The organism is Mycobacterium haemophilum DSM 44634, assembly GCF_000340435.2.
Classification (GTDB): domain Bacteria; phylum Actinomycetota; class Actinomycetes; order Mycobacteriales; family Mycobacteriaceae; genus Mycobacterium; species Mycobacterium haemophilum.
In genome coordinates this window covers 2,140,605-2,165,462 of sequence record NZ_CP011883.2, presented here as the reverse complement: position 1 = coordinate 2,165,462, position 24,858 = coordinate 2,140,605, and the positions used below count along the sequence as shown (strand labels likewise).

The window sequence follows — 24,858 nt, the reverse complement described above, 5'->3', positions numbered from 1 at the left end:
GCGTAAACCCACCACCGCCCCTGGAATTCGTGGCGCCTCGCTTGGTTGCGGCGTCGGCTATGGCGTCCAAATCATGAGGTCTTCCATGCCGTTGTTCATAGTGATGGTGGTCGGCGGTGGACCGGTGACGTCGAAGTGGATTTTTCCGGTCGATTCTGCGCCTTGGGGAATGGTGGCGCCGCTGATGTTGACCGGGCTGGCGACTTGCCACAGAACCCGGTAAGCGGCTTGGTTGGGGGCGACGGCGTTGAACTGCGAGATGGCGGGGGTGACGGAGCCCCGAACTGCATTGACGGTGGCGGTGGCCTCCCACAGATCGCCGGCTACGGCGTAGCCGGGCATCACGTCGGTGCTGGGCTTGAGCCCGCTGACCTGCCAGCTAAGGACGACCTGACCAACGGTGTCGGTCATCGTCAGTGGGCTACCGAGTTTGCCTACGATCGGATAAGCGGCTGACGCGATCGGCGCACTGGCGATACCGACCGCGGCCGTGATCACGCTTGCCAATGCCGTCACGATCATCCTCGTGATTTTCACTGTGCCCTCCCAGTTCGTTCGAATGACGATCTGTTAACTAATACCCTAAATACCCCTTGACGAACCCGACATGAGTAAAAACGCACCTTGAGCGACCTAATTCCCTGGTGCATGAGGCCCCTTGAGGATCGTAGCGGTGCGCTACTCTCGCCGCCCAGGATTTGGACTACATCCCTTTGCTGTCCAATTGCTCAGCATTGCTACGACGGTCGCCGACCTGGCGCGACGTTTCACCCCCGTTGACCTGGCCGCCAGCTCTTTGCCGACCTCGCCGCCAATTAAATAAATTGCTTGAATTAATCCTGATTGGTGTTCACTGAGGCAGGTATGCCGTGTCCTCGCCCAGGTCGGGTGCGCCGCGGACAATCCGCGCTTGGGCGCGCGCCATCGGCCACGACGGTCCCAGTATCGGACGCTGACCTTCACGGTGATCGGTAACGAACCGATACAGCTCGCGATCCCATAACTGTTGATCACCAATCACATCGACTGATGTGGCGATCTTGTTCGCCGGCAGTCCCGCCACGCGGAGCCGGTGCGCGAGATCCTCAGCAGATGGCTCAATCCCTTGGCCCCGTCATCAGCCAATGGATCGCCGCATCACAGAGGTCGCGGCGACGCTCGGCAGAGTTAGGCTTTCGTCGCCAGGCTGCGGCGGGCAGATCGGGCCATCAGTAATAGCTTTCGTGGCGACGGACGTGGATCCGTTACGTTGGACCACGAGGCTGCTCTACATTTGTAGTGCGAGCAAAACCTCACCGTCCCAACCGAATGTCGCGTCGAAGAAAGAATCGGCTACGTGGCATCTGCTGTGCAGCGTAGCGGTGTTCGTCACCTGTTTGGCCTGCTAGCCCGCGACGCTCTGCTGAACCAACCTGGTCTCGTTGGTGATCTGCGGAGGCTGCTCCGGACGAGGGCAAGCGGCCACTTCTCATACGGACCCGCGCCGTCATAGATGTTGGCGGAGTTAGTCTCCGGTAGTAACGCTCCGAAGTACATCTCTTTGCTCCTTCCGGCTGGTAACGACTGTTGCGACCGCCCGGGGCGCGAGCGAAGAGGGCCTGCTCGGCAGCATGGATCGATGACGAAACCTGGATACGTAAAGTCAGGCCACCCACCATCAATTGGGCTCCGGCGCGCAAAAGCTACGATCGACGGCCTCCGCCCATGCGCCCAGGCCGCACGCCGGTTGTTTTAGAGATCTCTACAGGATCCAGCAATTGCTGACGGCGCCAATCACTTTCAGTTCATTCAGCTCGGCTCGCGTAACGGGAGACCGGCGGCGCGATAGATCGCATCGATCACGGTCATGTTCTCGACCGCGTCCTGGGGCGTTGTTTTGACCGGTTCGCCGCGTAATACTGCTGCGGCGAAAGCATCGAGCTGATACGCGTATGAGGCGCGGCGCGACAATCGCTCCACACGCCTGCCATCGGCCGATCGGACCGAAAGCCGGTGAAAATACCCGGGCGCGACCGGATTGAGCACGCGGACTTCACCATAATCGCCAATTACCTTGGCGCTGACCTGCAGCAGATCCGACGACCACATCGAGCACCGAACCCGTCCGGTGTACCCGCCGGCAAACCGCAACTCGGCCGTCATGGCCCGGTCGATCCGCGGATCGCGCAGTTTCGCCTGCGCTGAAACGACTTCCGGGGTTGAACCACCGAACGTGCGGACCATGTGGACTGCATAGCATCCGGCGTCCATTGTCGCGCCGCCCGCCAAGGAGTAGTCGTAGCGGATATCGGAGAACTTCGGTAACGGGAAGCAGAGGGCCGCTTCCACCCTCTTAAGCGTCCCCAGTTCGCCCGACGCGATGATTTGTTCAACACGCAACGTCAATGGGTGGTAGCGATAGTGGAACGCCTCCATCACCACCCGGTCGGACTGCGTGGCCAGGTCGGCGATCTCACGGGCTTCGGCGGCATTGGCGGTGAATGGCTTTTCGCACAGCACGTGCTTGCCGGCGGCCAGTGCTGCTCGGGTCCACCTGCCATGCAACGCATTCGGCAGCGGGTTGTAGATAGCGTCGAGGTCCGGATCGGCAATCAGCGCCTCGTAGCTTTCGTGCACTCGGGCGATGTTGTGTTTCGCGGCAAATGCCCGCGCCCGCGACACATCCCGTGCGGCCACCGCCGCCGCTATGACCTCGACGCTTTCCTTGGCGGGTTTAATGAGCGCCAACGGTGCGATGCGGGCCGCGCCCAGGACGCCGATTCGGAGGAGAGCTGCATGTTCAGACACCGACTCGACGCTAGCAGTTGCCTCGGCCCGAGTCGCGACGCGCGAATGCGGGGGCATGCTCAGGCAGGATGCCAACGCCCACAAGGTAGGCGGGCACAACGGAGAGCCACGGCAGCCTCTCGACCGCCGTCAGCAGCGCCGCCGGCGGGGCGAGTTCCTCGCCGCGAAGAAGCGGGCCGAGCAGCCCTCGCTGTAGCACCCGCTGCAACGCTTGCGTCACCACGGTGGGGAAAACGCGGCGCCGGCGGACCGCCGCCAGATCGCGATCGGTGACCCGATGTCGCCGTAGGGGCTCAGCCAAGATGGTCGCGGCCGCCACTGCATCTTGGACCGCCAGGTTGATGCCGACTCCCCCCATCGGAGACATCGCGTGCGCAGCATCGCCGATGCACAGCAGCCCATTGGTGTGCCAGCGCCGCAGCCGATTCACCCGGACATCGAGGTGCTTGACGTCGTCCATGGACGTCAGCGCCGCCACCCCGCCCGCCGCTTCGGGCACTAGTGCGCCGATGTCGCGACGAAATGCGTCAATACCTTTCGCGCGCAACTGAGCGTCGGTGCCTTTGGGCCCGAGGTAAGCGATCTGGAAGTAACCTTCGCGGGGGATCACGGCAAGCGCCTTGCCCGGTGCAACGCGAGGCAAGAACGAGAATTCCGCAGCGGCTTCGTGCGGCAGCTTGAACCACCACACGTCGAACTTTATTGGGTATTCCCGTGTCTTGAGTCCGGCGGCACGACGAGCGATCGACCACCGGCCGTCGCAGGCAACGGTCAACTCGGCCCGCAGCTCGCCCGCGCCCTCGGATCCTTGGTAACGCACTCCGACAACTCGGTCGGCTTCCCACAGTAGCCCGGTGACTTCGGTGTTCATCCGCAGCGTGAAGCTCGGCTCAGCTTGGGCGGCCTCGGCCAGCAGGTTCAACAGGTCCCATTGCGGAACCATTGCGACGAACGGATGGTGTTGGCGCAGACGCTCAAAGTCGATGTATGTCACCGAGCGTCCGCCCGATTCAAATGTCGCCTTGCGAACCTCGCTATAGGGCAACGCCGAAAAGCGCTCCCACAAGCCCAGTTCGTCGAGCAGCCGCATCGTGGTCGGATGTACCGTGTCGCCACGGAAGTCACGCAGGAAGTCGCCGTGCTTCTCCAATAAGGTGACGGCTACGCCTGCCCGAGCCAACAAGAGCCCGAGCACCATCCCGGCCGGGCCGCCGCCGACAATCGCGCACGTGGTTGTCTCAGCCATTAGCGCTCAGCATAGGGTCCGCAAACTGGTTTGGCGGCAGCACGTGGTCGGACGCCCAGTCCGGACCTGGATTGCTGTGCTGGAGAGACGGCATCCTCCGGTGAAACGCACGACTGAGTTTGTCTTAGCAGCAGCGACGAGTATTGGCCAGCATGCCAGCCAACGCGTCCAAGACGTTGGGCACCAGGCGGTAGTAAGCCCACTTGCCACGCTGCTCACGGTCTAATAGCCCGGCGTCGACGAGGACCTTTAAGTGGTGGGAGACGGTCGGCTGGGACAGGCCCACCGGATCGGTCAGATCGCACACGCACGCTTCGGCGCCCTCATGCGCCGCGATTAGCGACACCAGCCGCAGCCGGGTCGGCTCGCCGAGCGCCTTGAGCACCCCAGCCAACCGCTCGGCGGCCGCAATATCGAGCAGCGCACCTGTGATTGGGCTGCAGCACGTCGCTAGGTCGGTGAGCAGCTGAGCGTTCGCCGGGGGCACAGTGCCTATCTTGCCATACGTATTGACAGACATCGATGGATAGGCCAGGCTATATCGCATCGATGATTGTCGATGTAAGGAGTGGCAGGATGACGGACAACGATCAGCTACGCGAGCAAGTGCGGGCTCGCTACGGCGCAGCGGCCAGGGCGGTGGCCGCGGGCACCCGTAACGGTGATGTGCTCACCGCCCAAAGTTGCTGCGGGTCGAACGGCCCGATCCAGGTCCATGACAGCTTCGGCGCCGCGCTCTACGGCGCTGGTGAACAGTCCGAAGTGCCAGCCGAGGCACTGGCGGCGAGCCTTGGTTGCGGCAATCCGCTTGCGGTGGCCGACCTACAACCGGGCGAACGCGTACTCGATCTGGGCTCCGGCGGCGGGATTGACGTTTTGCTCTCGGCCCGCCGGGTCGGCCCGAGAGGATTTGCTTACGGCGTTGATATGACTGATGAAATGCTCGCTCTTGCTGCGGCCAACAAGGCCAAAGCCGGTGTGACCAACGTCGAATTCCGCAAAGGCACCATCGAGGACATTCCGCTGCCCGACGCCAGCGTCGATGTGGTGGTTTCCAACTGTGTGATCAACCTGTCGGCGGACAAGCCCACTGTGCTCGCCGAGATGTTTCGCGTGCTGGTCCCCGGCGGACGGATCGGGATTTCTGACGTTGTTGCCGAAGACCATCTCACCCCGGCCGACCGAGCCGAGCGTGGCTCCTATTTTGGCTGCATCGCCGGAGCCCTGTCCATGCAGGAATACCTCGATGGGCTGGCTGCGGCCGGATTCGCCGATTCCTCAGTCACTTTCACGCACCGGGTCGCCGACGGATTGCACGCCGCGATCATCCGCGCCACCAAGCCGGCGGCGAACAGCCCGACCTCTGGCGGCAGTGCTACGGAATTGGACAGACTATAAGTGTCGCGGCGACTGGACTTCGACAGCAAGGAGTTATGCCAGCTAGAAGGAAAAACGCTCTCCTGCACAGGTGCGCATCGAGGATGACCGGTCGCATTCACTTATCTCGCCGCAGCGCCGCCGCCCCAACGTGAACCGGACGCCCCCAAGACCCTCGAAGCGATCGACCCCGGAGTCGCCCGCGCGGGCGCAGCGGTAACCGCCCGTCGTGAAGAACTCAAGTTGGCACAACGCCATTTGGCCCGCAACGGAATTGTGAATGCGGGTGCGCTGATCGACTTTGAGAAGGGCCGACGCTGGCCACGCAGGGCGACCCTGGCCAACTCCGTGCGGGCCCCACTGATGGCCGAGGCCGTTGAAGTGGCGCTCACCACCATCAACAACGCAATCGAGTTGTTGCCTGCGGCGTCTGAGGCAGACTTCGGCCGCCGTGCTGCCAACATTCTCACGGATTTGCGGAAGCTGGAGACGGTCGCCGCTGGCGCGGCACGCAGCGCCAAAGGGGCGCCCGAGGTCGCGCTGGTCCTCAGCGCGGTCCGTAGGTGCTACACGGATTTGATGCTGCGCGCGGCGCGCGCCCCCGGGGCCACGCTCGGGCAGCGACTGTATGCGGCCAGGCATCGCGCCGAGCTCACCGCCGCAGAAACCGCCAATGCGGCCGGCGTGTCGCCGTCGACGTGGTTATCGCCGCCGAAGCAGAGGTGCCACTTGACGGCGACACGGTGGCCGCGTTGTCGGCAGCGCTGACTTCGCTTTCGCGACGCTAAAGGCGCTCAAGCAGGGCTCGAGCTGAAGTCAACTTTGCCTGTCGCCGCGACGGTCCAGCTCCGCATCGGCCACGGTAATCCTGCTCCATGGAGTCCTTGCCACCGCTAAGCGCATACGATGCCAAGATGCCCAACCCGGAAGATCTCGAAGCCCGCATCGCGGCCATGGAGGCGTCCCTGGCCGACGCGCTCGGAGTGATTAAGACTGTTGGAGCTACTCAAAGTGTGCTTGGTGACGCGCTGAGGGAGTTCATCACCCGGCTCGGCTCGGCCGAATCCATCGCCCAAAACACCAACCAGCGCATTAGTGCACTCGAAAAATCCGCCGCCGAGATCAAAGCGCTCCTCTTGAAGTCGCTTGACGGCTGACCACCACCTGACCCAAAGAGTTGTCAGGTTCCGAGTCCGATTGGCACAGCATAATTTTCGACGCCGTTTGGGTTTTCCGATATCTGCGGGATGTTGGGCGTTCCCACACCCCTGGGCCACCGATTCAGTGCGACCGCGGGACGTACATGATGATGCTGACTCCGAATAAGCAGACCAGCGCACCGATGACATCCCAGCGGTCGGGACGGAATCCATCGAAGGCCATCCCCCAGCCAAGCGAGCCAGCGACAAACACCCCGCCGTACGCGGCAAGAATCCTGCCGAAATGGGCGTCGGGTTGCATGGTGGCGACAAACCCGTAAGCACCCAGCGCAATAACACCGAGGCCAGCCCACAGCCAGCCACGATGCTCGCGCACACCTTGCCAGACCAGCCAGGCCCCACCGATTTCGAACAATGCTGCAACCACGAACAGAACAATCGACTTGGCAACGGTCATGACAGTTCACCGTTGCAGGAGCCGCCGGTGAGGTCCGCGACGATCTGCTGGGCATGTTCGGGAGCGGTGAGTGTCTCAGTGCCGCCTCGGTGCCTCACGCCGTCCAGCGAACTGGTAAGCGAGAGCGTTTTGTTATCGTGGAGAAAGGTGCAGTCGGGATCGCATCGGTGGTCACGATCAGGCAAGTCATCCAACCGCGATCGTGCGGCGACCAGTTGGTCGCGTAGCAGTTTCAGATCGGCGATGGCGGAATCGGCCTCGGCAATACGATCGTCGAGAGCGGGACGCAACTGGCCCTTGACCGAGCGGCAGGTGTCTGATTCCCACACGGCCAGTAGTTCGCCGATTGACGATAGCGACAACTTGAGACGTTTCGCCGCCTCGATGAACATTAGTCGCTGACGAGCATGCTCGTCGTAGAGCCGGTAGCCCGCAGGGGTCCGTTCCGTAGCTGGCAGCAAACCAACATCCTCGTAGTACCGCAGTGTCGAGGCCGGCACCCCGCATTGCCGGGAAAATTCCGAAATACGCATCACCGTCACCCTTCGACGGTAAACCTTCGACCCGACCTAAAGGTCAACCGTGATAGGTGGATTGCGGCGGAGTCGCCGTGCCGCACGGCGGCCCGATCACCGCGCAGCAACCCGATGCTAGCTAGTTGTTCCGCTAAAGCACTTGCTGAATAATCGAATTCACGCCAGCTCAACGATATGCTGGGATGCTCGGTGCGCAGTGGCGGGACGCCAGCGGGCGCCTACCGGCGACAACCGGAGAATGCGATGGCAGGGATGCCGCTGTGCGTGGCGAAACAGATGCCCATTCGAGCTTCCTCCCGCACGATGACCCTGACACCTCCCTGGGCTTCTACCGCGACACCCTCGGCTTCGACGTGCGCCTTGACGTCAGACACGGCAAGATGCTGCTGGCCACCAAAGACCTCGACGACACCTTCGAGCGAGTGCAGGCCGGCTCACAAAACAGCCAATCCGCATACAGCAGCTGCGCTAACGCTGGGAGGAACGGTGGGACAGATTGCCGACAGCCACGATCTGATCCGCGTGCACGGTGCGCGCGTGAACAACCTGAAAGATGTCAGCGTCGAGATCCCGAAGCGCAGGCTGACGGTGTTCACCGGGGTATCCGGCTCAGGCAAGAGCTCGTTGGTGTTTGGCACCATCGCCGCGGAGTCACAGCGGCTGATCAACGCGACCTACAGCACCTTCGTGCAGGGCTTCATGCCGACCTTCGCACGACCCGACGTCGACGTACTGGATGGGCTGACGACGGCGATCATCGTCGACCAGGAGCGGATAGGTGCCCACCCCCGCTCCACGGTCGGCACCGCCACCGACGCCAATGCGATGCTACGCATCCTTTTTAGTCGACTCGGCAAGCCACACATCGGCTCTCCGCAAGCGTTCTCCTTCAACGTCGCATCGATAAGCGGAGCGGGCGCGGTCACCCTGAAACGGGGCGGCAGGACCGTCAAGGAGCGTCGCAGCTTCAGCATCACCGGCGGCATGTGCGCACGCTGCGAAGGCCGGGGCGCGATCACCGACATCGATCGGTCCGCGCTGTACGACGACAGCAAATCGCTCAACGAGGGTGCACTCACCGTCCCCGGCTACAGCATGGACGGCTGGTACGGCCGCATCTTCACCGGATGCGGCTTCTTCGATCCGGACAAGCCGATCCGCACGTTCACAAAAGGGGAGTTAAACGATCTCCTCTACAAGGAGCCGACCAGGATCAAGGTCGACGGCATCAACCTCACCTACGAGGGCCTGATCCCGAAAATGCAGAAGTCGTTTCTGTCCAAAGACATTGACGCGTTGCAGCCGCATATCCGCGCATTTGTGGAGCGAGCGGTGACCTTCATGACGTGCCCCGAGTGCGACGGCACCCGGCTCTCAGAGGCGGCCCGATCGTCGAAGATCAACAAGATCAACATCGCCGACGCCTGCGCGATGCAAATCAGCGACCTCACGGAATGGGTGACAGGGCTGGACGAACCTGGGGTCGCACCGCTGCTGGCGGCCTTACAACGCACCCTTGACTCGTTCGTCGAGATCGGGCTGGGCTACCTCAGCCTGGACCGCCCGTCAGGCACGTTGTCCGGCGGCGAGGCGCAGCGCGTCAAGATGATCGGCCACCTTGGATCCTCGCTCACCGAAATCACCTACGTCTTCGACGAGCCGACAATCGGACTACACCCCCACGACATCCAACGGATGAATGACCTGCTGCTGCGACTGCGCGACAAGGGCAACACCGTGTTGGTTGTGGAGCACAAGCCGGCGATGATCGCGATCGCCGACCACATCGTTGACCTGGGACCCGGCGCTGGTCCGGCCGGCGGCGAGGTGGTCTTCCACGGGACCAGCGAGGAGCTGCAAACCAGCGGCACCATCACCGGCCGCCATTTCGGCGACCGGGCTTCCCTTAAGGAGACGGTGCGGACGCCGTCGGGTGTGCTGGAGGTACGCGGCGCGAACACCCACAACCTGCGCAATGTCGACGTCGACATCCCGCTGGGGGTGCTGGTCGTGGTCACCGGGGTGGCGGGCTCGGGCAAGAGCTCGTTGATTAACGGATCGGTGTCGGGGCGGGACGGCGTGGTGGTGGTCGACCAGGCCCCGATCCGCGGCTCGCGGCGGAGCAACCCGGCGACCTATACCGGACTGCTCGATCCGATCCGCAAGGCGTTCGCGAAGGCCAACGCCGTAAAACCGGCTCTGTTTAGCGCAAATTCCGCGGGCGCATGTCCGCGCTGCAACGGCGCCGGCGTGATCTACGCCGATCTGGCGATGACGGCGAGCCCTTATGTTGAAGCGACCACCTGTGAGGAGTGCGACGGAAAGCGGTTCGACGCATCGGTGCTCGAGTACAAGTTCGGCGGCCGCGACATCAGCGAGGTGCTTGCGATGCCGGTGACCGAAGCGTTGGCGTTTTTTGGTACCGGCGCGGCGCGTACACCTGCCGCACATATCATCCTCGACCGGCTCGTCGACGTCGGGCTCGACTACCTCAGCCTGGGCCAGCCGCTCACTACGCTGTCCGGCGGCGAGCGGCAGCGGCTTAAGCTGGCCACCCGATTGGGAAACACGGGCACCGACATAGGGGAAGCAAAAGCGGATGTCTACGTCCTTGACGAGCCGACCAGTGGCCTGCACCTTGCCGATGTCGAACAACTGCTCGGCCTGCTCGACCGACTCGTCGACTCCGGCAAGTCAGTGATCGTCATCGAGCACCACCAAGCGGTCGTGGCGCACGCCGACTGGATCATCGATATGGGGCCGGCCGCGGGGCATGATGGCGGCCGTGTCGTTTTTGAAGGAACACCGCGGACCCTGGTCAATGCGCGCTGCACGCTCACCGGCGAACACCTCGCAACCTACTTGGGCATTTGCCACGTTAGGTAGCTAACCCTCAGGAGGCAGTCGCAATGAAAACCGCACGGATTGCCCGAATTTGGCCGGGCGTACTGAGCGGTGCTGCCGCCGGCGCCGCGGGCACCACTGCGCTCAATGTGATTGGCTACCTGGACATCGTGGTGCGGGGCCGGCCGACAAGCACAACGCCAGAAAGGACCGTACAGGCCATGGCCACGTTGTTCGGCCTCACCGTCCCAGGGGCCGGTGACATGCTGGCGAATCGACTCTCGGGCCTCGGCGCGCTCACCGGGTTTGCTGCCGGTATCGGGATGGGCATGCTACTTGGGCTAGCCTATTCGTTCGGTTGGCGACCGGGGTTACCCCTCGCCACGTTGGTCGCAACGGCCATTGCCCTGATTGGCACCAATGGACCGATGACCGTGCTGGGCGTGACCGACCCGCGGACCTGGGGCGTCGTGGGGTGGATCAGCGATCTGGTTCCCCACCTCGGTTATGGGGTGGTCACCGCGCTGGTGTTGCACTACCTCTACCCGTCACGTCGGTCAACCGACGAGGTCCGCCGCTGCACCAATGGAACTCGGCGCAGGTCGGACGACTAGGGTCTATGTGTGCTCATCGGTTTGCTGCTCGCGCTGGGCTGCTCGATGTGTTTTGGCACGGCTTCGGTGTTGCAGGCGGCGGCAACGCGATCGGTGGAAGCCGGCAGCGGCTCGGGCCTCGACACGGTATTGCTGATGCGCGCTGTTCGGCAGTGGCGCTATCGAGCCGGCATTGCGCTTGACGGCCTCGGCTTTGTGTTGCAAATCGCGGCGCTGCGCCTGGTACCGATCTATGTGGTCGCGGCCGCGTTAGCCGCCTCGATCGCAGTCACCGGGATGGCAGCCGCCTGGATGCTGTCGGCGCAACTGTCACGCTCAGAGTGGACGGCCGTGGGTGTGGTGTGCCTGAGTCTCGCGATGCTCGGCGTTGCCGCCGGACCGGAGGGTTCCCGGCCCGGCCCGACCTGGCTCGGCTGGGCGCTGCTGGGCGTGGTCGCCGCAGTATTTTTCGCCGGTGCGGGTGCCGGCCAGATGAGCGAACGCCCGCGCGCACTCGTCCTGGGGATTGGCAGCGGAACCGGCTTCGGCGTGATCGAAGTCGGCGTGCGTCTGATCGATGTGCTCGATCCCACCAAGGCCACGTTCTACACCAACCCGGCCCTCTACGCGGCAGCCGGAGGCGCCGGCGTAGGATTTCTGCTGCTCACATCGGCGTTACATCGGGGATCCGTGACCAGCGCCGTCGCCGGGATGGTGCTTGGTGAAACGGTCGCGCCCGCACTCATCGGAGTGGTGTGGCTGGGTGACCGTACCCGCGACGGCCTGGGTTGGATGGTTTTCGTCGGATTCGTTGTCGCAGTTGCCGCCACACTGTTATTGGCCCGACTCGGCGAAGCCACTGCTGCTCCCGAACCTCGTGTGATCAACCACCCTTGAGGCGGATCTTCCAGCGTACGAAGCCGAGGTAGCAGATGCTGATGAATGCGAGCATGGCCATGTCAAACCACCAGGTGCCGGCCGTGTGATGCCAGTGTGAATCCTTCGGCGTCAGCGGGCCGGGCACCAACTTGATCAGGTCGACGGTAGCAGCCGACGTCGCGAAACCCCATCTCGCTGGTGTGGCCCAAGACATTTGGTCCAGGCCGAGGCGCGCGGTCACGGGGATCATCCCCCCGGAGAACACCAGCTGCGACATGACCGCCACCACCAGCAGCGGCATGATCTGTTCGTTGGACTTGGCTACCGCCGATAACGCCAACCCGAGCATCGCCGACGCGACGCAGGTGGCAGCGACATCGGCGAACAGCTCCAGACCCGGCTTGCCCAAGGCCACGGCGCCTTGGGTCGGACCGCCCTTGCCTAGTAGCGCGATGATGGTCACGATCGCCGACTGAACGACCGCGAACACGGTGTAGACACAGACCTTCGCCAATAAGTACGCGCTGGTGGACAGGCCAACCGCCTGCTCCCGCTTGAAAATGGCGCGCTCACCGATGAGGTCGCGGATGGTCAGCGCGGTGCCCATGAAGACCGCACCGACATTGAGCAACACCAGGATCTGCCCGGGCTCGTTGGGCGCGTCACCGAGTGGGTTCGGGACACCGAAACCGACGTTGCCGGGCACCGACATCGACAGCGCACCCATTATGAACGGCAACATCGCCAGGAAGACAAAATAGCCGCGGTCGGAGACGATCAACCGCAGCTGCCGCCTGGCGATCGTGGAAAACTGCCGCAACAGGCTGGTGTGCGCGGGATCACCCAGCTCGGCGGGTTGCTCGACTGGCGGCGGTGGCGGGGTAGGACCGGTCAGGGCTAGGTATCGAGCCTTGGCGCCGTCAGGATCGTCGGCGACCGAGCTGAAGATATCGGCCCAGTTCGTTGTCCCCATCGCCGCGCCGATCTGGCTAGGCGGCCCGCAGAAGGCAGTCTTACCGCCGGGGGCCAGCAGCAGAACCTGATCGCAGACATCCAGGTACGTCAGCGAGTGGGTGACCACCAGCACCACCCGACCTGCATCGGCCAACTGCCGCAGCATGGTCATGACCTGCCGGTCCAGCGCCGGGTCCAGACCGGACGTCGGCTCATCGAGGATCAGCAGCGACGGACCGGTGAGCAGCTCCAGCGCCACCGACGCGCGCTTGCGCTGACCGCCGGACAACTTGTCGACTCGAGTTTGAAGATGCTGCATCATCTCGAGTTCCTCGAGCACCCTGGCTACCACCTGGGTGCGGTCAGCCTTGGTGGTGTCCGGCGGCAGCCGCAGTTCAGCCGCATACAGCAGCGCTTGGTTCACGGTCAGCTGACCGTGAACCACGTCGTCTTGCGGCACCATGCCGATCCTGCTACGCAGCGACGCGTACTCGGCGTGAATGTTGTGGCCCTCGAACGCCACCGTGCCATCGGTCGGGTGCGTGTACCCGGCCACCAACCTGGCGAAGGTCGATTTGCCCGCACCCGACGGACCGATGACGGCGGTCAACATTCCGGGGCGCGCAGTCAACGAGATACTGTCCAGCAACATCTTGTTGTTTTCGATCGTCCACGTCACCCCACGCACATCGAGGCCGCCGGTGCGCGTTGCGGTCGCGGTTTCGTCGCGGCGTGCCAGCGTGCCGCCGGCGAAGACCAAGTCGATGTTGCCGATCGTGACGATGTCGCCGTCGCACAGCAGCGCTACATCGACGCGGGAGCCGTTGACGAAGGTGCCGTTAATGCTGCGGTTGTCGTGGATCTCGGTACCGTTGGGCGTCGGGAGCAGGGTGGCGTGGTGGCGTGATGCCAGCACCTCGGGGATGACGATATCGTTGTCGTTGGCCCGGCCGATCTTGACGGCGCCCGGCGTGGACGACACCGCCGATCGACTCGGCCGCAGGATCTTCATCATCGATGTCGCGATGTTTCCGGTGTCCCCGCTGGCACGGTCGGTCGCCGGAGCCGGGGCGGTGGGTGGCCGATAGATCTGCGGCGCCTGCTGCGATCCGGTCGGCGAGCGGACTGGTTGCGGCCCGCTGGCCGGTTGCCGCAGCAGTGGCCCCGACGGGTAGCCCGGCTGCGGTCCGGTGGGCGAATATGGCTGGTGCGGCCAGGACGGGACGGCCTGCGGCGGGCCCTGGGTCGGCAATGATCCACTGGGCTGGCTGATCAAGGGTATCGACGTCGTCGCGGGCGGCCGGCCTGCTGAACCCCGATACCGACCGACCTCGAAGACCAGCGCCGGACCGTCCGGGTTGCCGATATTGACCTGCTGGCCGTCCCGGATGTCAACACCTGGCACGCGACGGTTGTTGACATACAGCCCATTGAGGCTGTTGTTGTCGACGGCGATCCATCGGCCCTGGTCGAATCGCAGCACCAGGTGTACCCGGGAAATCAACGGGTCCGCGACGCGGACGTCCGCCCGCAGGTCACGACCAATGACGACATCGTTGCCAGCTGCGAAGGTGCGCTCAGATCCGTCATACCGCACGGTCAGCACAGGTGGGGCTGTTCGGCTCATCAGGACCAACTGTATCGGTATCGGCGCTACTGCACGCCATTCCGGCGGCTTAGCGTGTTAAACCGCGGCATCTCCCCCGCTAACCCGGGGGTCCAACGCCTGTTGATTCGTTATTGCCGTCCTGCTGTCGCCGTCCTTTGCACGCCGCCCGCCGCGCCATATTCGCGAGTGTCTTGTCCGGCGGTGACCTCTTTGACGAAATCCCCGATGTATCGAATGGCTCGCCTCCCCTCGGGCAAGATGTCGGCCGCCAGGGGAAAGTCGTGAATTTGCCCGTCCCACAGGTGGAGATCACAGCGGATTCCCGTTGCATTCAGACGTTTCGCCATGAGCTCGGCGTCTGGGAGCAACAACTCGTCGGAACTTGCGTGAATGGTTACTGGCGGCAGCAAGGACAAATCTGCGTCCACCGGAGAGACAATACGACCCGAGGTACCCGTTGCGTCCGAAAGCTGCGCCTCGCCAAGGTATCGAGCAAACATCGACAACGCCCCGCGGGTGAACATCGCGCACCGGCGCGCGTTGCGGTGTCTGAGTTTCCGAGACGGATCCGCATCGGTGAAAGGAGAGACCGTCGCAACTCCGGCTGGCTTCGCAAGGTGGGTGCGAATGGCAGCGAGCGTTGTCATGAACGCGAGGTATCCGCCGGCAGAGTCACCGGCGACCACTATTTGGTCGTCGTCGTATCCCCGCTGCTGCAACCAGCGAAGTCCGCTCATTCCGTCGTTGATCGCGTCGACTATCTGATGCGATGGCAGCTTTCGATATCCGACGGTAAGCACGCCGGCGTCCGCCGCCTTCGACAAGCGTGTCACCAGCGAGCGGTGGGTGTTGAGGCCGCAGGAGAGGAACGCGCCGCCATGCAGGTAGAGGACCGCACGCGCCAAAGACGCGCCAGGCACACGAATCCATTCGGCAGTGCAGTCCTCGAGCCGTATTGGTTCGATCTGTACTCTCGACCGGAAACGTGGCAGCAAACCTGCCAGACCGTCCACGTACTCGAACGGCCAGCGCAGATTCGGCTGCATGCTCCAGGCACGCACCGCATTCTTTACGATTAATCGGCTCGCCCAGGACACGGCAACCGATTGTGCACTATGACCATGATGAATACGCCGATCAATCGCCTTACGCGGTAATGACTTGCGCGGTAATGAGCGGTATGCGTCTACCTTCGTAGCCATTTACGATCAACTCCCTATGCGCCAGCGAGTACCCGTTATCTGGGCTGCCAAACCGCAGCTCACGTGTTCTGCCAGCGTTGGGTTTGTCACGTTTACAACCAAGATTAAACGGGTATAAGCACTCCCAATTTAAATCGTCCCAAAGACGTTTGACCCTGGTCGCGATTAAACACGCCATCGCGGTGTTGATTCCCGGTGCATCACGCGCACCACGTGTGGTCGCAGGCTCAGCGAACGAGGTCCGGCTGCGCTTCGAGAACTGCTCGCGCTGCCGCCCGCCCAGCCGCCACGGCGGCATCCAACTTTTTGAAGTCCAGCACGCCGATCGCTGAAACGTCCGGCTCGATGATGGCCGCAATTCGCGGGAAATCGCGCAGATTCGCCGTGGAGGCCGCAAGGTCAAGAGCGCGAAGCATGGTCTCTTGCAGCGGGGGTAGGGCGACATCCGTGCCAGTTAACAACCGCCGAACGAACCCGGGCGGCTGAAAGATTGGCGGCAGCAGGCCAAAGCTCTTCGACGGCGTGAACTTTCGACGCAGATCGACGCAGATGACTTCGCCATCTGAGTCTGCGCACATCACGTCGGCCGGAAGGTTGTTCAAGATTCCCCCGTCGACGAGAAGCTGCTCGCCCTGTCGCACTGGCGGTATGAGACCGGGGATCGAGATCGATGCACGCACGGCCAGTGACAGCGGTCCACGCCGATGAATGACCTGATCGCCGGTGACAAGATCCGCAGAGACGGAGAAGAACTCTCGTGCCAGATGCTCGATCAAGGTGCCGCCGAAGACGACCTCAACCAGATGATCAACGCGTGCACCTCGAATGAAAGCGACCGCCGGGACCGTGTAGTCGCCGAGTACGTTGCTATCGGCAAGGTACCGTCGTGCCGTCGCGATGCCCTCCGGGGCGTCCATCCCCAACGCGAAGGCTGCCGCCGCAATCGCACCGGCACTCGTTCCAGCAAACCGATCGATGACGACGCCTGCCCGAGTGAGCTCATCGTAAACACCGAAATGCGCGAGTCCCCAAGCCCCGCCACCGGCCATCACGAGGCCAAGGGATCGGCCGGCGATTCTGCGGGCTAGCGCACCGATGCCTTCGTCGCTGAGCGGGTGATGCGAGAGTGGCTGCAGCAGATCCCACCAACTCGTATCCGGCTCGGCCATGCATGCCACCAGGTGGACCGGCCGTTGAGCAATAAGCGAATCGAACCCGTTCGGTGGATAGGGTTCATCCACAAGGACCACGAGCCGATCGCTTTGCGCAGCAACAAATCGCCGCCATAGGTCGCCTGATCCTCGGTCGGCCACCAGCAAGACCCAATCGTTGCTTCGCTCTGCTCGATCAAGGATCTCGCTGAATGCTTCGACAAGCTCACCGTAACCGCTGACATCAGCCGTTGTGTCGACCGGCGGAGCGACCACGGTCGTCTGGCCGTGGACACTCAGTTGAGTCGCGATCGCGTCAACAATCGGCAGCGCGGCGGCATCCCCCGTTGACAGCACACCGATGACCCGGGGACGCCTGGAGACGTTCGCAGATCGCGACTCGCGAAGCATGGTCGCCATCGCTTGCAGCATCACCGATTGCAGTTTCGGAGTTGTCGTGAGGACCTCGGTGAACGAGTCAGCAGCGATCCTCCACACGACGCTGTCGCGAAGCGCTCGTACGCTCGCCGAGCGACCAGCACCGGCGATCACGCCCAGTTCTCCGATTGAGTCACCGGATCCCATCTCACGAATCAGCTGTCCATCGGCACCAACGGCCGCGAACCGCCCCGAGTCAACGATGTAGATGGAGTCTGATGGGTCGCCTTCCCGGAAAAGCCACTCGTCAGCCGGGACGTGGCGACGATCTACAACGCGCGCAAGCTGATCGAGATGTTCATCGTCGATGTCAGCGAGTATCGGAACATTGCGGAGCACGGTTCGCTCGTCGGCCTTACGCCCCTGCCGTTTTGCGGTCATGAACCGAGGCTCACGGATTTCCGAAGCGGACTAGTTTAATGCTCCACCGGCCCGCATGCTGGTTCGCTGAACGCATGGTTGTCCCTCCGCGGCGCTCCCTAACGATTGAGGTAGTTCAGTCGGCAGCTTATCCGGCGACCGACGTTCCAGACGGATCTTGCGCACCGCCTGCAGCTGGGGTGCGAAGCGGGCGGTGCACCGGTCCACCGAGCAGGACGCCGACGTCGCGACAGCGGAGGAGAATCGGCATGGCAGCGGCTTCGCGTTGAGTGGTCTGAGCGCGGCAACGGCTAGCAGCGAGGCACTAAATGACCCCTTCTATCGAGGTGTTCGGACGACAGCCCGACGAGCCCCTGGGCTACCTTGCCCGCGCGGTACCGCAACCGATCAAAGGCGGCGACGAAATCCGGATCGGCGATGTGGCGCTGACCTTCCGCTCGCATCGATTCACCGCCGTCGCAATCATGTCCCCGGGCCCCACGGTGACCCGGATCAGCCAGGCTGCCATGGTGATTGGTGGTCGGCGACATCGTGAACTACTCGATGATCTCTGAGGCGACGGATGAAGGGTCATCGCGCAAAGCCTCAGCACGCTGTGGCATGAGCTGGGTGGTGTCTTACATGCTCATCACGGCACGCTCTCGCGCTCGCTGCTAATCGGCGGGTAGCAGAACTCGGGCCCGAGTTGCCGTTGCGTGACCCTGATAACTCGCCGATTCGCATGAGTTGGGGCGTTCCGATTGGCCGGTCTCGCCGGCCGCGACGGGCTGGCGGCGGTGATGGTAACCAGCGGCGTGCGCCAGGCGGCTCGGACGCATTACACGTGGGGCGATGGCCAAAAGGTCAAGATCAAGAGCCGGCGTGGTATCGAGACCATATTTCCGGTTATCGCCCGCCAGCCCCACCCGACAGCTTCGCCCGGTGAAACCCACGACCACCCGAGACGGGCCGTCGCTGACCTAGAAGGTAACGGCACGTGATGCTTGGGCGCCGGTGCCGACAGACGACGCGAGGCCGGCCACTTACCCGACGAGTCTGAGTTTCGTGCGCGGACGCCACCGACTGCACGGTAGGTTCGATGATGTGACAGTTGCGTGGGCCTTTCTCGCCGAAGCGGCTGCGACGGTAGACAACAAGCTCAATCTGTCGGGCGGTGTGCTGTCCAGATTTGCGGTGGGGCCAGACCGACTAGCCCGGTTTGTACTTGTGGTGTTGACCGAGCCTGATGCCGATGGTTCGGACCGGCAGGTTGACGTGGAAATCAGACCACCAACGTTTGACGAGCCGGTGCGCAAACGGTTCCAGGTGCCAGCGGCCGCCATTGGCAAGTTCCCCGGTTTCGCGTTCTTCGATATCGACGTAATCCTGCCCGTTGATGGCCGCTGGGTGATTTTGGTGTCCGGCGGTGCGGGAACGATCTCGATTCCGCTGGTCGTCGGACGAGATGAGGTCGAATGGGATTCCCAGTGAGCGACCACCCCATACGTGGCTGACAGCGAACTGGCCGACGGTGGGTAAATACGGACTTTTCGGTTTCATTCGGTTTCAGAAGACGGCCAGCTTACGAATCGGAAGCGCCCGCCTCCTGTGTCAGCCTGTCGCGCAGACTCTTTGGCCGTATATCGGTCCAGTTTTGTTCGATGTAGTCGATGCAGGCCGCCCGGGTCGCTTCACCGTAGACCACCCGCCAGCCGGCCGGAATATCAGCAAACACCGGCCACAGGCTGTGTTGCTCCTCGTCGTTGACCAAGACGAAAAAGCTACCGTTGTCGTCGTCAAACGGATCGATGCTCATTCGATTCCAAACCACCTACTCGAGATGGGTCGAGGGCCGGACCAGCGGGCCCGCAACCGTTCACAGAGCTTAGCTCACAGCGTGCCACAGCAAGCAACCAGGAGATAACGAAGCTCGCCACACGCGTCGCACACGACACTAAAGTGCTCTTCGTGGGCACAGTCGTGTTAGCCAACGGTCGGGGCCGCTGGCTGGCAATCGCCGTCTCACTTGTCGTGTCTGCGGCCATGCTGTACGCCCAAAGCACAGAGCATCCGTGTTGCGCTAAGACCCCGACAATAGCCCGGCCGCGCCCGGTGCCTGCGCCAGCTGGCGCGCCGCCCATCGCCAGCCCCGCCGAGGCGGACTCGTTGGCGGCAAACGCACCCGTCGCTGCCCAGCAGTTCCTGGTCGCATTGCCTCGTGGCGTCGCGTCGGAGGAGAGGTTGCAGATGAAAACCATCTGGGCGGCGCGCGCCATCAGCGTGCTGTTTCCGCAGATCGCCACCATCTACGGGTTCCGGCAGGATCCGTTGAAGTGGCATCCCAACGGGTTGGCGATCGACGTAATGATCCCCAACCACGACACGCCCGACGGTATCGAGCTCGGCAACCAAATCGCCGGGTATGCCTTGGCGAATGCGAAACGGTGGGGTGTGCTGCATGTGATCTGGCGGCAGAAAATTTACCCAGGCATCGGCGCACCGAGCTGGACCGCGGACTCCGGCTCAGAAACGGCTAACCACTACGACCACGTTCATATCGCCACCGACGGCGGCGGATACCCTACTGGGCACGAAACCTATTACATCGGATCCATGAGCTCTACGCCGGCAGCGTGATCAATTGCTCAAATAGTCGAAGCGCAAGGTGCACCCGGCGGACTCCGGGTTTTGTCAACAGAGCTTTCGTGTTAGCGGTGATCCCGAATCATAAACAGATGACAAAAATGGTCGGCGTTGTAATGGGGCTATCGCTTGTTATGTCACCGACAGCCCGCTAGCGACGCCTAAACATACCAATGGGCTGGTGCAACATCGCACCAGCCCACGATTGGGTTCGGGTCAGCTAGACCCCGGTCACGCCGACGGCCTGAGGACCTTTGGGTCCTTGCTCGACCTCGAACTCGACACGCTGATTTTCTTCGAGCGTCCGAAAGCCGCTGCCACGGATCTCGGAGAAGTGAACGAAGACATCCTTTGACCCGTCGTCAGGAGCGATAAAGCCGAAGCCCTTGTCACCGTTGAACCATTTCACAGTTCCCTGTGCCATTTTCTTACTTCTCTCATTTATAGCGGATGTACCAAAAAACATCCCCGCGCAGTCTAACAGGATTAATGATGGACAAAAAGTCATTCGCGCGCTGGCGAACACGTGGTCATGCGGCGGCATCCTGTCGAGACTCGTCCCTAGTGTGCGGGAGCCGCCACCTACCGAGGACTCCGTTGTGGGCGACGGCGCCGACGTCGGCGCCTGACACCGCTCGGCTCGCGATGCTGCGACGGTTGCGGCTGGGCAGCCTTGGGAGCCGAAACCCGGTACGGGGCAATCTCACCGACCAGCGCATGCACTTCGGCTGAGTCGGCGGCTACCTCCAGCGGAGTGACACAGATGCCGGCCTTCTGCAGCAATGCCTGGGTGTCCGTGCGCTGCTCGGGCAGCACCACGGTGACCACGTTGCCCGCGTTTCCGGCCCGCGCCGTGCGCCCGGAGCGATGCAGATAAGCCTTGTGCTCGCTGGGCGGATCGATATGGACCACCAACTCGACCTGGTCGACGTGCACGCCGCGCGCGGCGATATCGGTTGCTACCAGAACCCTGGCCTCACCCGCAGTGAACGCGGCGAGATTGCGATCGCGCGCAGGCTGAGACAGGTTGCCGTGCAAGTCAACTGACGGTATCCCCGATTCAGTGAGTTGCCTGGCCAGCTTGCGGGCGTGATGTTTGGTGCGCATGAAGAGGATCCGGCGCCCGGCGCCGGAGGCTAGCCGGTGCACTAACTCCTTCTTGGCCTCGGCGTTGGCGACATGGAAGACGTGGTGGGTCATCGCGGGTACCGGCGCGTTGAGTTCATCGACGGAGTGCAACACCTGATTGCGGAGGAACCGTTTAACGAGTTTGTCGACGCCGTTGTCGAGTGTTGCGGAGAAGAGCAGCCGCTGGCCGCCCGCCGGTGTCGCGGCCAGGATGCGGGTGACGCCGGGCAGAAATCCGAGATCGGCCATGTGATCGGCTTCGTCGATCACGGTGACCTCGACGGAGTCGAGGCTGATCAAGCGTTGTTTCATCAGGTCCTCGAGCCGACCCGGGCAGGCCACCACGATGTCGACGCCGGATTTGAGCGCAATCACCTGCCGGTTCTGCGACACGCCGCCGAAGATGGTGGTAACCCGCAAGTTGTAGGCGGCTGCTAACGGTTCCAACGTCGCGGTGATCTGGGTGGCCAGCTCACGGGTTGGTGCCAGCACCAGACCCGACGGTCGTGACGGGGATCGCTTGCTTGCCGAGAGCCTACTGACCAACGGAATCGAGAAAGCGAGCGTCTTTCCGCTGCCAGTCTTGCCGCGACCGAGGACGTCTCGGCCGGCGAGCGTATCGGGAAGTGTCTGGACCTGGATCGGGAACGGATGGGTAATGCCGGCTGCGGTGAGCACGCCGACCAGTGGTGTGCCCACACCGAGATCGGCGAAAGTCTTGTCGGTAATCACTTTTCGGCGCCTTTCGGGCATCGGGTGTGCCGGATCGTCGCGACCGTTCGCGCGCTTAATCGGCACATGCTGGCGAGATTGCCGGTGGGCAAAATCGATCGCCGCGAGACGGTAATGCTAGATCCATCGATCATCTGAACACGGTGCTTCCGCCACAAATTTCAGGCTGGCACCGGTGCGATGAAGGAGCGTTCCACGACGTGTTGGCAGCTGTTGCATGACGCCAACATTGCCGTCAGTGTATCCCACTGCCGAGCGCTGCCCTAGACAGGGCGGCGATGTTCGACCGCAGCGGCGGCCAGCACGGACTCGAATGGACCCTCGCGACATAGCCAGATAGCTAGAACTGCAAAGATCGTCCGAATTCTCCTGGGCAGCAACTACTTCACTTTGTCCGTGTCAGTGTCTGGCGTTTGCGGTCGACCTCGGGGTGCCCAACAGCGAGCAGAAAGCGCCCATCGTCGATGCCGATCACCGCGGGAATGGTCATAACCTGAACGACGGCGGCAACCCGGATCGGCGTTACCATCATCTGCTGCAAGCCCCGTCTGGGTGCAGGTTGCCAGACATTGCGGGAATCGGTACGTATGATCCAAAATGGCCCCGTAATCTCACGTTGCTTGACCACCAATTAAACGATGGACAAATTTGACTGTGCCACAATGGCTTTCGAAACAAGTCCGACCAATCAAAACCGTACCAGGCCGTCCCCCAGAGTTCTCAACTAGCTGTGACAACTCCACTGATGACGACTCGGCGACCGGATTGGAAGAACCCTGTCGAGTCAAAATCAGAGCCAGCCGGTGCGGGCCGCCGCAACCGGCTCCGTGGGGGCCGGAGCCAATTCCCCATCCCGCACCCCGTCGAGCATCCGCTTCACAACAGCGACAATCTCCGGGGCCGCCTCTGCGAGTCCGGTCTTATCGGCTTCGGTGACTAGATCACTGTCGACGCCTGCCCGGGCCAGCACGGCGGCCGGATTGGCCAGCTGATCGACCAACCAGGACAGCGGGTCGGCTGACAGTTCGGCGACGAAATGCCGGGGCCCGGGTTCCCAACCGTCGAAGCGGGGGTGGTGATGGGCGCGGTCTAGCGTCCCAGGCGGGCTCTCCGTGGAGCCGAAAAGGTCCACCCGCCACACCGGCCGGGTGAACGCGATTGGGATGCCAGCGTAAATCGACCCTTGGGGCTCGGCTCGATCGACGAGGCGGAGTTCGAGTCTGACTCCCCGTTCCGGGGTTTCCTGGCCGGCGAGCGGAACCGGGTCGATGAAATACATGTCCCCGACGACCACACCTAGCGCTTCGAATCCGAACGCTGCGAACATCGCATACCTTCCTTGTCCCTCGCTGAGCGTAGACGGAAGCAGGGCCCCTCGCACCGGCCGGGAGCGCGTTCAACGGCAGCCGGCAGCACTCGGCCGGCTAACCTGCGCCCTCTACGGTTGCGAGCTACACACCGAGCGTTTTGCCAGATTTTTGCTCGGCCGACCTCAAGGGGCCGGAGACGTAGGCGAGTTCGAATAGCCGCTTTTAGTCGGGCTGACAGGATTTGAACCTGCGACCACTTGACCCCCAGTCAAGTGCGCTACCAAACTGCGCCACAGCCCGTCGTGCTAAGTGTCGCCGGTTGACCGACGGCAGGTCGACAGCCTACCGCAGCTGAACCCTATGCCCGGCTACCGCCTACCGCCCACGGGAGTCGCAAGCCGCCGCTCCGCGCACCCAGCCACAACAACGATGGACACCTACGGCAGCTGCCACCGGCCGTCGCGGTTTGAACTGGCCTGATCGCCCTGCGCATCCTGTTCTACACGTTCTCCAACCAGTTGTTGACCTTTTCGACCCAGGCCAGCAGGGCCTGAGCAAGTTCGGATTCTCGGCCGTAGAACCGCTGCGCCGGAACCGGCACGCTGACCGCCGCCATTTGCTCGGTTGCCGCTTGCACCACCGCGCCCACCGCGCAGATGCCTTCGCTTTGTTCCTCGCGGTCATAGGCGACGCCTTCGACCCGGATGCGATCGAGCTCCTTGTGCAGCACCGCCCGGGTCGTGATGGTGTTCGCGGTGAGCCGAGTGAGTCGACTGGGCAGCGCTTGAGTCCGCTGGACAGGCGGCAGGCTGGCCAGCATCGCTTTGCCATTGGCACAGCAGTACAGCGGGAACGATTCGCCCACCGCGCTGATGGCCCGCAGGCGGTGCGGCGCGATGACCTGATCGACGAAATTGGCGCGGTCCCCATCGAGCATCGACAGGTCCACCGTTTCCTGCAGCTCGCGAGACAGCTCCTCGAGAAACGGATGCAGATCCATCACCAGGCTCAGTCGCACCGTGCGGGCCATGCGCGCAATCTCCGGGCCAAGCCGAAACCGACCCCGGGCCGCACCCGCGGTCACCAGACCTTCGTCATCTAGGGCGTTGAGAATCCGACTCACGGTGGAGCGCGCCATTCCCAGCCGCTCGCTGATCGCAGCCTGGTTGAGCCCGCCGGGATGAGCCTGTAGCAGCCGCAATATCTCGGCCGCGCGAGCAATCACCTGGATACCGCCGCCGCGCGCGTCGTGTTCTTCGGCGTTGACGGTCATTGACGATCTCCCAGCGAGTTCAGCAGGGCTTCGGCAAGACGGATCGTATGCGACGGAAGCCTGGGCCTGTCAGCATCGGCCGCGATGGGTCCGGCGGATGCAACGGTCCTGATGACGCTCACGCCGGCCTGGGCCGGTCGCGCGGATCTGCAGCTGTAGCGTGATGGTGTCACGGCGGC

At 63.0% G+C, this 24,858-nt stretch carries 24 protein-coding genes, 1 tRNA gene and 2 pseudogenes; 9 read left to right on the top strand and 18 right to left on the bottom strand.

All coding sequences use genetic code 11. The features are described from left to right. Positions 1 to 57 precede the first annotated feature (57 nt). The 5 genes and pseudogenes from B586_RS10210 to B586_RS10190 form a co-directional block, all read right to left on the bottom strand. A complete protein-coding gene (locus tag B586_RS10210; protein ID WP_054880024.1) occupies positions 58 to 537 on the bottom strand; it encodes an MPT63 family protein in 480 nt (159 codons plus the stop codon). Positions 538 to 850: 313 nt separating this feature from the next. Beyond that, positions 851 to 1,090 (bottom strand): annotated as a pseudogene (locus B586_RS10205) (CoA transferase); the annotation flags it as partial. A gap of 698 nt (positions 1,091 to 1,788) precedes the next feature. Beyond that, complete coding sequence (locus B586_RS10200) at positions 1,789 to 2,787, bottom strand: Gfo/Idh/MocA family protein (RefSeq protein WP_054880977.1); 999 nt, start codon at positions 2,785 to 2,787, stop codon at positions 1,789 to 1,791. Between the two features lie 10 nt (positions 2,788 to 2,797). After that, entirely contained in the window at positions 2,798 to 4,033 is a 1,236-nt protein-coding gene (locus B586_RS10195; RefSeq protein WP_082607577.1) for an FAD-dependent oxidoreductase, read from the bottom strand. 124 nt (positions 4,034 to 4,157) lie between these two features. Next, positions 4,158 to 4,553, bottom strand: coding sequence for an ArsR/SmtB family transcription factor (locus B586_RS10190; protein ID WP_047316136.1), 396 nt, complete (start codon positions 4,551 to 4,553; stop codon positions 4,158 to 4,160). Between the two features lie 56 nt (positions 4,554 to 4,609). Between B586_RS10190 and arsM the strand changes: the two genes are divergently transcribed. The 3 genes from arsM (at position 4,610) to B586_RS10175 (ending at position 6,567) form a co-directional block, all read left to right on the top strand. Beyond that, entirely contained in the window at positions 4,610 to 5,431 is an 822-nt protein-coding gene (gene arsM, locus B586_RS10185) for an arsenite methyltransferase (protein WP_054880026.1), read from the top strand. 222 nt (positions 5,432 to 5,653) lie between these two features. Then, the gene (locus tag B586_RS10180; protein ID WP_308207709.1) at positions 5,654 to 6,178 is read left to right on the top strand and encodes a hypothetical protein; all 525 of its coding nucleotides are present in this window, start codon (positions 5,654 to 5,656) and stop codon (positions 6,176 to 6,178) included. A gap of 146 nt (positions 6,179 to 6,324) precedes the next feature. After that, positions 6,325 to 6,567: a hypothetical protein gene (locus B586_RS10175; protein ID WP_156166553.1), complete on the top strand. Its 243-nt coding sequence runs from the start codon at positions 6,325 to 6,327 to the stop codon at positions 6,565 to 6,567. Positions 6,568 to 6,691: 124 nt separating this feature from the next. On the opposite strand, the gene B586_RS10170 is transcribed toward B586_RS10175, so the two are convergent. The 3 genes from B586_RS10170 to B586_RS20890 all read right to left on the bottom strand — a co-directional run bounded on the left by B586_RS10170 (position 6,692) and on the right by B586_RS20890 (position 7,937). Next, a complete protein-coding gene (locus B586_RS10170; protein ID WP_054880028.1) occupies positions 6,692 to 7,027 on the bottom strand; it encodes a YnfA family protein in 336 nt (111 codons plus the stop codon). Next, a complete protein-coding gene (locus B586_RS10165) occupies positions 7,024 to 7,560 on the bottom strand; it encodes a MerR family DNA-binding transcriptional regulator (protein ID WP_082129605.1) in 537 nt (178 codons plus the stop codon). Before B586_RS10165 ends, B586_RS10170 begins: the two co-directional genes overlap by 4 nt. Positions 7,561 to 7,781: 221 nt before the next feature. Continuing rightward, positions 7,782 to 7,937, bottom strand: a complete 156-nt coding sequence (locus B586_RS20890) for a hypothetical protein (protein WP_156406748.1) — start codon at positions 7,935 to 7,937, stop codon at positions 7,782 to 7,784. Between B586_RS20890 and B586_RS10160 the strand changes: the two genes are divergently transcribed. From B586_RS10160 to B586_RS10150, 3 genes are read left to right on the top strand one after another with little or no spacing between them, the layout of a single operon-like run. Next, a complete protein-coding gene (locus B586_RS10160) occupies positions 7,867 to 10,449 on the top strand; it encodes an ATP-binding cassette domain-containing protein (protein WP_418001101.1) in 2,583 nt (860 codons plus the stop codon). The genes B586_RS20890 and B586_RS10160 overlap by 71 nt on opposite strands. A gap of 23 nt (positions 10,450 to 10,472) precedes the next feature. Beyond that, positions 10,473 to 11,021 carry a hypothetical protein gene (locus tag B586_RS10155; protein WP_231584676.1) on the top strand — a complete coding sequence of 183 codons (549 nt, stop codon included), beginning with the start codon at positions 10,473 to 10,475 and terminating at the stop codon, positions 11,019 to 11,021. Between the two features lie 9 nt (positions 11,022 to 11,030). After that, the gene (locus tag B586_RS10150; protein ID WP_047316103.1) at positions 11,031 to 11,897 is read left to right on the top strand and encodes a DMT family transporter; all 867 of its coding nucleotides are present in this window, start codon (positions 11,031 to 11,033) and stop codon (positions 11,895 to 11,897) included. On the opposite strand, the gene B586_RS10145 is transcribed toward B586_RS10150, so the two are convergent. The 3 genes from B586_RS10145 to B586_RS10135 all read right to left on the bottom strand — a co-directional run bounded on the left by B586_RS10145 (position 11,884) and on the right by B586_RS10135 (position 17,614). After that, positions 11,884 to 14,460: an FHA domain-containing protein gene (locus B586_RS10145; protein ID WP_054880029.1), complete on the bottom strand. Its 2,577-nt coding sequence runs from the start codon at positions 14,458 to 14,460 to the stop codon at positions 11,884 to 11,886. The genes B586_RS10150 and B586_RS10145 overlap by 14 nt on opposite strands. A gap of 110 nt (positions 14,461 to 14,570) precedes the next feature. Next, positions 14,571 to 15,644, bottom strand: a complete 1,074-nt coding sequence (locus B586_RS10140) for an alpha/beta hydrolase (RefSeq protein ID WP_054880030.1) — start codon at positions 15,642 to 15,644, stop codon at positions 14,571 to 14,573. Positions 15,645 to 15,871: 227 nt separating this feature from the next. Then, entirely contained in the window at positions 15,872 to 17,614 is a 1,743-nt protein-coding gene (locus B586_RS10135) for a patatin-like phospholipase family protein (protein WP_047316101.1), read from the bottom strand. A 308-nt stretch (positions 17,615 to 17,922) separates the two neighbouring features. On the opposite strand from B586_RS10135, the gene B586_RS10130 reads away from it, so the two are divergent. Together B586_RS10130 and B586_RS10120 are read left to right on the top strand one after the other, a co-directional pair. Then, on the top strand, positions 17,923 to 18,168 hold the full coding sequence (locus B586_RS10130; protein WP_056936242.1) for a hypothetical protein: 246 nt from the start codon (positions 17,923 to 17,925) through the stop codon (positions 18,166 to 18,168). 529 nt (positions 18,169 to 18,697) lie between these two features. Then, on the top strand, positions 18,698 to 19,084 hold the full coding sequence (locus tag B586_RS10120; RefSeq protein ID WP_047316098.1) for a hypothetical protein: 387 nt from the start codon (positions 18,698 to 18,700) through the stop codon (positions 19,082 to 19,084). A 91-nt stretch (positions 19,085 to 19,175) separates the two neighbouring features. Here the strand turns inward: B586_RS10120 and B586_RS10115 are convergent, their stop codons facing one another. After that, a complete protein-coding gene (locus tag B586_RS10115) occupies positions 19,176 to 19,409 on the bottom strand; it encodes an MbtH family protein (RefSeq protein ID WP_054880033.1) in 234 nt (77 codons plus the stop codon). A 112-nt stretch (positions 19,410 to 19,521) separates the two neighbouring features. Here B586_RS10115 and B586_RS10110 point away from each other — a divergent pair. Then, a pseudogene (locus B586_RS10110) lies at positions 19,522 to 20,230 on the top strand (VldE C-terminal domain-containing protein); the annotation flags it as partial. A 226-nt stretch (positions 20,231 to 20,456) separates the two neighbouring features. Here the strand turns inward: B586_RS10110 and B586_RS10105 are convergent. The 6 genes from B586_RS10105 to B586_RS10080 all read right to left on the bottom strand — a co-directional run bounded on the left by B586_RS10105 (position 20,457) and on the right by B586_RS10080 (position 24,679). Beyond that, positions 20,457 to 20,660 (bottom strand): cold-shock protein, encoded by a 204-nt coding sequence (locus B586_RS10105; protein ID WP_047316097.1) that lies wholly within the window; start codon positions 20,658 to 20,660, stop codon positions 20,457 to 20,459. 158 nt (positions 20,661 to 20,818) lie between these two features. Further along, a complete protein-coding gene (locus tag B586_RS10100; protein ID WP_054880981.1) occupies positions 20,819 to 22,096 on the bottom strand; it encodes a DEAD/DEAH box helicase in 1,278 nt (425 codons plus the stop codon). Positions 22,097 to 22,481: 385 nt separating this feature from the next. Next, positions 22,482 to 22,628 (bottom strand): hypothetical protein, encoded by a 147-nt coding sequence (locus B586_RS20885; protein WP_156406746.1) that lies wholly within the window; start codon positions 22,626 to 22,628, stop codon positions 22,482 to 22,484. A gap of 258 nt (positions 22,629 to 22,886) precedes the next feature. Then, entirely contained in the window at positions 22,887 to 23,423 is a 537-nt protein-coding gene (locus B586_RS10090) for a hypothetical protein (protein ID WP_054880035.1), read from the bottom strand. A gap of 209 nt (positions 23,424 to 23,632) precedes the next feature. Next, positions 23,633 to 23,706 (bottom strand) — tRNA-Pro (locus tag B586_RS10085). Positions 23,707 to 23,905: 199 nt separating this feature from the next. Continuing rightward, positions 23,906 to 24,679, bottom strand: coding sequence for an IclR family transcriptional regulator (locus B586_RS10080; protein WP_054880036.1), 774 nt, complete (start codon positions 24,677 to 24,679; stop codon positions 23,906 to 23,908). Positions 24,680 to 24,858 lie beyond the last annotated feature (179 nt).